At 72.0% G+C, this 5,947-nt stretch carries 7 protein-coding genes; 4 read left to right on the top strand and 3 right to left on the bottom strand.

Going from position 1 to position 5,947, the window contains the following annotated elements:
• On the bottom strand, nucleotides 1-544 hold a 544-nt coding region (locus tag PROKR_RS34280; RefSeq protein ID WP_036961789.1), incomplete at its 3' end, for a hypothetical protein.
• Nucleotides 541-1,209: a response regulator transcription factor gene (locus PROKR_RS08240; protein ID WP_036961793.1), complete on the bottom strand. Its 669-nt coding sequence runs from the start codon at nucleotides 1,207-1,209 to the stop codon at nucleotides 541-543. The genes PROKR_RS34280 and PROKR_RS08240, both read right to left, overlap by 4 nt.
• Before the next feature lie 264 nt (nucleotides 1,210-1,473).
• On the opposite strand from PROKR_RS08240, the gene PROKR_RS08245 reads away from it, so the two are divergent.
• Nucleotides 1,474-2,970: a SulP family inorganic anion transporter gene (locus tag PROKR_RS08245; RefSeq protein ID WP_036961795.1), complete on the top strand. Its 1,497-nt coding sequence runs from the start codon at nucleotides 1,474-1,476 to the stop codon at nucleotides 2,968-2,970.
• Nucleotides 2,971-2,998: 28 nt separating this feature from the next.
• Here PROKR_RS08245 and PROKR_RS08250 read toward each other — a convergent pair whose 3' ends face one another.
• Nucleotides 2,999-3,448, bottom strand: a complete 450-nt coding sequence (locus PROKR_RS08250) for a DUF7144 family membrane protein (RefSeq protein ID WP_036961797.1) — start codon at nucleotides 3,446-3,448, stop codon at nucleotides 2,999-3,001.
• A gap of 267 nt (nucleotides 3,449-3,715) precedes the next feature.
• Here PROKR_RS08250 and PROKR_RS08255 point away from each other — a divergent pair, with 267 nt between their 5' ends.
• The 3 genes from PROKR_RS08255 to PROKR_RS08265 form a co-directional block, all read left to right on the top strand.
• Nucleotides 3,716-5,344: an L-lactate permease gene (locus PROKR_RS08255; RefSeq protein WP_036961798.1), complete on the top strand. Its 1,629-nt coding sequence runs from the start codon at nucleotides 3,716-3,718 to the stop codon at nucleotides 5,342-5,344.
• 9 nt (nucleotides 5,345-5,353) lie between these two features.
• Complete coding sequence (locus PROKR_RS08260; RefSeq protein ID WP_051432786.1) at nucleotides 5,354-5,575, top strand: DUF962 domain-containing protein; 222 nt, start codon at nucleotides 5,354-5,356, stop codon at nucleotides 5,573-5,575.
• A gap of 58 nt (nucleotides 5,576-5,633) precedes the next feature.
• The coding region (locus PROKR_RS08265) for a gamma-glutamyltransferase (RefSeq protein WP_211240072.1) at nucleotides 5,634-5,947 on the top strand (314 nt) is incomplete at its 3' end.

A 5,947-nucleotide genomic window follows, 5' to 3' on the forward strand; every position in this document is an offset into this window, starting at 1 on the left:
TGACGTCGGAGCCGACCCGCCGCTGTGACGCCAGGGCGTCGCCCAGCGACCGGACGGCCCGGCGGCCGAACGCCCAGCCGAGCGCTGCCGAGGCGAGGACGCCGAGGGCGCCGGCCGCCAGCGAGAACCGGGCGAGCCGCTCGGTCTCCTCCTGCTGCTCGACGAAGTTCATGATCGCGGTGACGCGGGTCCCGTCGGGCGACTCGCCGACATAGGCGAGGAACGGGTTGCCGCAGACGTCGACCCGGGACTGGCCGTCGGGCAGCCGCGCCGCCGTCTCGCGCACGTGGCGCTCCGGGCAGTTGGTGGGCATGCCGTCGACCACCACGGTGTCGGTGCCGTCCAGGGTGACGTGGTGGCCCCCGGCCTCGGCGACCTTGGCCTGCAGCTTGACCTCGGACGCGTCCCGCCGCGCCTCCAGCCCCACCACGTACACCAGGGCGATCACCGCGGAGACCACGATGCCGACCGCGGCGCCGGTCTGGAGGGCGACCGCGAGGGAGGCCTTGCGCAGCAGCCGGCGGTCGCTGATCGCAGCGCTCACGTGGCGCCGAGCTGGTAGCCGAGGCCGCGCACCGTGCGGATCATGCCGGCGCCGAGCTTGCGTCTCAGGTAGTAGACGTAGGTGTCCACGGCGTTCGGGCTGTCCGCGTTCTGGAAGATGCGCCGGTGCAGCTCCTCGCGGCTGCGCACCCGGCCCGGGTTGGCCGCGATGATCCGCAGCAGCGCGCACTCCTGGGCGGACAGCTCCACCGGGTCGGCGTCGGGGGAGAGCACCCGCCGCGACGCGACGTCGAGCCGCCGTCCGCCCAGGTCGATCACTGCGGAGGTGTCGCTGTGCCGGCGCAGGAGCGCCCGCAGGCGCGCCAGCAGCTCGTCGCTGTCGAAGGGCTTGACCACGTAGTCCTCCGCGCCGGCGTCCAGACCTTCCACCCGGTCCTCGGTGGTGCCGCGGGCGGTGAGGAGCATCGTCGGCGTCGTGATGCCCCGCGACCGCAGCCGGCGGACCAGGTCGACGCCCTCCATGGCGGGGAGTGTGCGGTCGATGACCAGCGCGTCCCACCGGCCCGTCAGTCCGTGGTGCAGCCCGGCCTGGCCGTCGTAGACGGGGACCACGTCGTAGCCCTCCGTGGTGAGCAGTCGGACGAGCAGCTGCGAGAGGCGCCTGTCGTCCTCGACCAGCAGGAGACGGCGGGCGTCGAGGTCCATGGGCCGATTCTTTCACCCGGCCTCTGAGGTTGCTCTGAGATTCAGTCCCAAGACTTGGTCTCAGCAGGGACACGCCACGGCCTCGATCCGTACCGGGTCGCCACATGCACCTCACCTACCCGACGTTGCCTACCCGACGTTCCGCACCATCGTCGACGACCGATGCGCCCAGGGGCGCACCAGGGGGTATCTGATGCAGCATCTCGTTCATGCCCGTTCCTTCGCTGACCAGGCTCGTTCCTCCGCGGACACGGGCGCCCCGCTGTGACCGCGCCCGGGAGCGTGGCGGCAGCCCCGCCGTCGTCATCACGGCGCAGGACGTTCCTGGCGGACCTGACCGCCTCGTTCGTCGTCTTCCTCGTCGCGGTGCCGCTGTGCGTGGGGGTGGCCGTCGCCTCCGGCGTGCCGGCGGAGCTGGGCCTGGTCACGGGCATCGTCGGCGGGCTGGTCACCGGGTTCCTCCCGGGCAGCAGCCTGCAGGTCAGCGGTCCGGCTGCCGGGCTGACGGTGCTGGTCTACCAGGCCGTGCAGCAGTTCGGTCTCCCGGTGCTGGGGGTCCTGGTGCTCGCCACCGGGCTGCTCCAGCTGCTGATGGGCGCGCTCCGGGTGGGCCGCTGGTTCCGCGCCATCTCGGTCTCGGTGGTCGAGGGGATGCTCGTCGGCATCGGCCTGGTGCTGATCGCCGGGCAGCTGTACTCGATGGCGGGGTTGGCCGCGCCCGCCACGAGCCTCGCGAAGATCGCGGGCCTGCCCGGCATGCTGGTCGACGTCCTACGCTCGCCCGCCGCGCTGACGTCGTTCGCGCTCGGGCTGGGCACGATCGCGGTGCTCGTGCTGTGGGCGCGGATGCCGCGCCGGCTGCGGGTCGTGCCCGCACCTCTGGTGGCCGTGGGCCTGGCGATCGTGGCGGGCACGTTCCTCGGGCCGTCGGTGGCGATGGTCGAGGTGCAGGGCCTGCTGGACGCGATCCAGCCGCCCGGGCCCGGCGACTTCGGCCGGCTCGCCGAGCTCGGGGTGCTCGGCACGATCCTGGCCTTCACGCTCATCGCCTCGGCCGAGAGCCTGTTCTCCGCCGCGGCCGTGGACCGGCTGCACGACGGGCCACGCACGCGCTACAACCAGGAGCTGATGGCGCAGGGCGCGGGCAACGCGGTGTGCGGGGTGCTCGGCGCACTGCCGCTGACCGCCGTCATCGTCCGCAGCGCGGCCAACGTCCAGGCGGGGGCGAGGACCAAGGCGTCCCGCATGCTGCACGGGGTGTGGCTGCTGCTCTTCGCCGCGCTGGTGCCGGCGGCACTCGGTCTCATCCCCGTCGCGGCGCTGGCCGGGGTGCTGGTGCACGCGGGCTTCAAGCTCATCCCGCTGGCGGAGATCCGCCGGCTGTGGCGTGAGCACCGGGGCGAGTCCCTCGTCCTGACGGCGACCGCGCTGGCGATCGTCTCGGTGGGCATGTTCGAGGGCGTGCTGGTCGGGCTGGCGCTCTCGGTGGTCAAGACCGCCTGGGACACCTCACGCGTGCACCTGGACGTGACCGACCCGGGCACCGGTCCGCTCACCGTGCGCCTGAGCGGCAGCGCGACGTTCCTGCGGCTGCCCCGGCTGCTCGACCAGCTGGAGGCCCTCCCGCAGGACCGCCCCGTCGAGGTCGACCTGGCAGACCTGCACCACCTCGACCACGCCTGCCGTGCCTCCCTGGAGAACTGGGCGGCACGGCACAGCGCCGAGACCGTCGAGCCGGTGCGGTTCGCGCAGCGGCTCTGACGGGATCTCACCCGGTGCTATGGCGCTGTCACGCTTCGGCACGCCGCGAGAAGCGGGTGCTCAGCGCCCAGATCACCAGGAGGTAGAAGCCGATGATGATCAGGCTCCAGATGGGGTAGTACGGGATGAACGCGAAGTTCGCCAGGCAGGCGAGGCCGGCGAGCACGATGCCGGTGACGAACGCCCAGGTCTGGCGGGCCAGTACCCCGATCCCCGCGGCGAGGGCGAGCACGCCCAGGACGATGTGGATCCAGCCCCAGGTCGTCACGTCGAAGGCGTAGACGTAGTCAACTCCCGTCACGTACACGGTGTCCTGGGCCACGGCGGAGATCCCCTGCAGCACCTGGAACAGGGAGACCACGATGAGCATGGCGCCCCCGAAACCCGCGGGGCTGGGCGCGTCAGGGGGAGGGCCGTAGTAGGCGACCGGGGTCATCCCGGGATAGGGGTCGGGCCCGGAGGATTGTGCGCTGGTCATGTTCGCTCCTTGTCGGGCAGGAACGACGAGGTCGGTCCTCGACGTGGTCCACTCCAGCGCGCCGACGGGCTCGTGGCCTCACCCGTTCCCGGTGAACCCTGCGCCCGTACGTCGACGAGCGGCAGGGAGCCCGGATCCACCCGCCACGCGCCCGCCCGGCCAGTAGTTCGTGATGCGAAATGCGGCCCGTGCGAAATTGCTGGCCCTGAGGGCCAGGCGTACCTTCCAACGCGCCGGCAGTTCGTCGTCGAACCGCAGGGGGGGCACATGGACGAGGCGCAGCTACCTGTCGACCTGCTGCACTGGCTTCTCGCGGTGCTGCCGATCATCGCGCTGCTGGTCCTGCTGGTCCCGCTGCGCTGGCGTGCCCCGGAAGCGGCGCCGGTCGCGATGTTCATCGCGGCCCTCGTGGCGCTCCTCGCGTTCCGGACGCCCTGGGACACGCTGGCCGTGGCCTCGGCGAAAGGCGTGTGGGACGCCGTCTTCATCCTGTTCGTCATCTGGCCCGCGCTGCTGCTGTACCAGGTCACCAAGCAGGCCGGGGCGTACGACGCCCTGCGCCGTGGCATCTCGCGGTTCAGCCGCAACGAGCTGTTCGTCATCCTGGCGCTGTCCTGGGTGTTCTCCTCGTTCCTGCAGGGCATCGCGGGGTTCGGCGCTCCGGTCGCCGTCGTCGTGCCGCTGCTCATCGCCGTCGGCGTCAAACCGGTCTACGCGGTCGCGATGGGCGTGCTCGCCCACGCGTGGGCCCGGTTCTTCGGCACCCTGGGCGTGGGCTGGCTCGCGACGGTCCAGGTGGCCGACGTCGAGAACCAGGTGGCGGCGGCGTTCCAGTCCGGGCTGCTCATCCTGATCTCGGCCTACGGCGGCGGGTTCTTCGTCGTGTGGATCTACGGCCGCTGGGCGGCCGTGCGGCACGCGTGGCCGATCGTGCTGATCCTCGGGACGATCCTCGGCGTCGGGCAGATGATGGCCACGCTGTTCAGCCCTGAGCTGTCGACGTTCCTGGCGGCGGCCGTGGCCCTGGTGGCGCTCTACCCGCTGTCGCGGTGGCGCCGGTACGGCGACCCCGTCACGGGCATACCCGTGCGTCCCGCCATGGCCGAGCGGCCGGCGGCCGAGCACGAGGACCGGGAACGGCCCGTCATGAGCCTGTTCTGGTCGGCGGTGCCGTACCTGGTGCTGCCCGTGGTCACGCTGAGCGTGCTGCTGATCCCGCCGCTCAACGACCTGTTGCGGTCGTGGCAGGTCGGCCTGCCGTTCCCCGAGGTGAGCACGGGACTCGGGGTGGTCAACGACGCGACCGACAGCTACGCGCCCGTGACCGTGCTGACCCACCCGGGCATGATGTTGCTGGTCACGGCCGCCGTGGTCTGGATCGTGTACCGGGCGCGGGGCTACTACCGCGCCTGGGCGCAGCGGCACACCCCCGAGCGCATCGGCACCGCCCTGCTGGTCGACGCCGTGCCCGCGTCGGTCCCCGTGATCGCGTTCCTCGTGACCAGCCGCATCCTCGACCACAGCGGCCAGTCCCTGACCATCGCCTTCGGCCTCGCCGCAGTCTCGCCGCCGCTCGTGTACGCCTTCATCTCCAGCCTGATCGGGGCCCTGGGCGCGTTCATGACCTCGAGCAGCACCGCGTCGAACGTGCTGTTCGGCGGCGTGCAGAGCGACGTGGCACGGCTGCACGGCCTGAGCGTCGAGTCGGTCGTCGCCGGCCAGGCCGCCGGCAGCGCGTACGGCAACGCGATCGCCCCCGCCAACATCGTGCTCGGCACGAGCATCGCGGGCATCAAGGGTCAGGAGGGCTCCGTGCTGCGCCTGACGATCTGGTGGACGCTCGTCGTCGCCGTCCTGACGGGCCTCGGCACCATCGCCCTGGTCCTGTTCACCTAGGGAGCCACCGTGGACAAGAAGCTCACGACCGAGACCCTGGCGATGGTGCTCTTCTTCGTCGCCTGCCTGGTCATCAGCCTCGGCGCGACGCAGGGCCTCGCGGCGGTGTGGTGGATCGGGTTCGCCGCGTTCGTCGTGGCAGGGCTCCTCCCGGTCTGGACGCGCTACATGGACCACACCAAGGACGCCCCGCGGGACGCCGGCATGGAGTTCGACGACCGCGTCTCGTAGGCGTCCCGTCGCCCTGGACCCCAGCCCTGGACCCCGTAGCCCAGCAGAGGAGAACCACGTGAGCCATCCCGACGGGCCCCGCACCGGTCGCGCGCCGTGCCGGGCGCCGAGCGGTGTCGTCACGACCCCGCACTACCTGGCCAGCTCCGCGGGACTCGACGCACTGCGTCGCGGCGGTACCGCGGTCGACGCCGCGATCGCGGCCAACGCCGTGCTGTGCGTGGTGTATCCGCACATGGCCGGGCTGGGCGGCGACGGGTTCTGGCTGATCGCCGACCCGGGCGACCGGCAGGTCCACGCGATCGACGCCTGCGGACCCGCCGCACGGGACGCCACGCTCGACCGCTACCGGCCGCTGGCCGTGGACGGCGC

Origin of the sequence: Promicromonospora kroppenstedtii DSM 19349, from assembly GCF_000515355.1 — a bacterium.
Taxonomy (GTDB): Bacteria; Actinomycetota; Actinomycetes; order Actinomycetales; family Cellulomonadaceae; genus Promicromonospora; species Promicromonospora kroppenstedtii.

Coding starts and splice junctions, on each gene's coding strand:
- PROKR_RS08240 (WP_036961793.1), bottom strand. CDS start 1,209: ATGGACCTCGACGCCCGCCGTCTCCTGCTGGTCGAGGACGACAGGCGC.
- PROKR_RS08250 (WP_036961797.1), bottom strand. CDS start 3,448: ATGACCAGCGCACAATCCTCCGGGCCCGACCCCTATCCCGGGATGACC.
- PROKR_RS08255 (WP_036961798.1), top strand. CDS start 3,716: ATGGACGAGGCGCAGCTACCTGTCGACCTGCTGCACTGGCTTCTCGCG.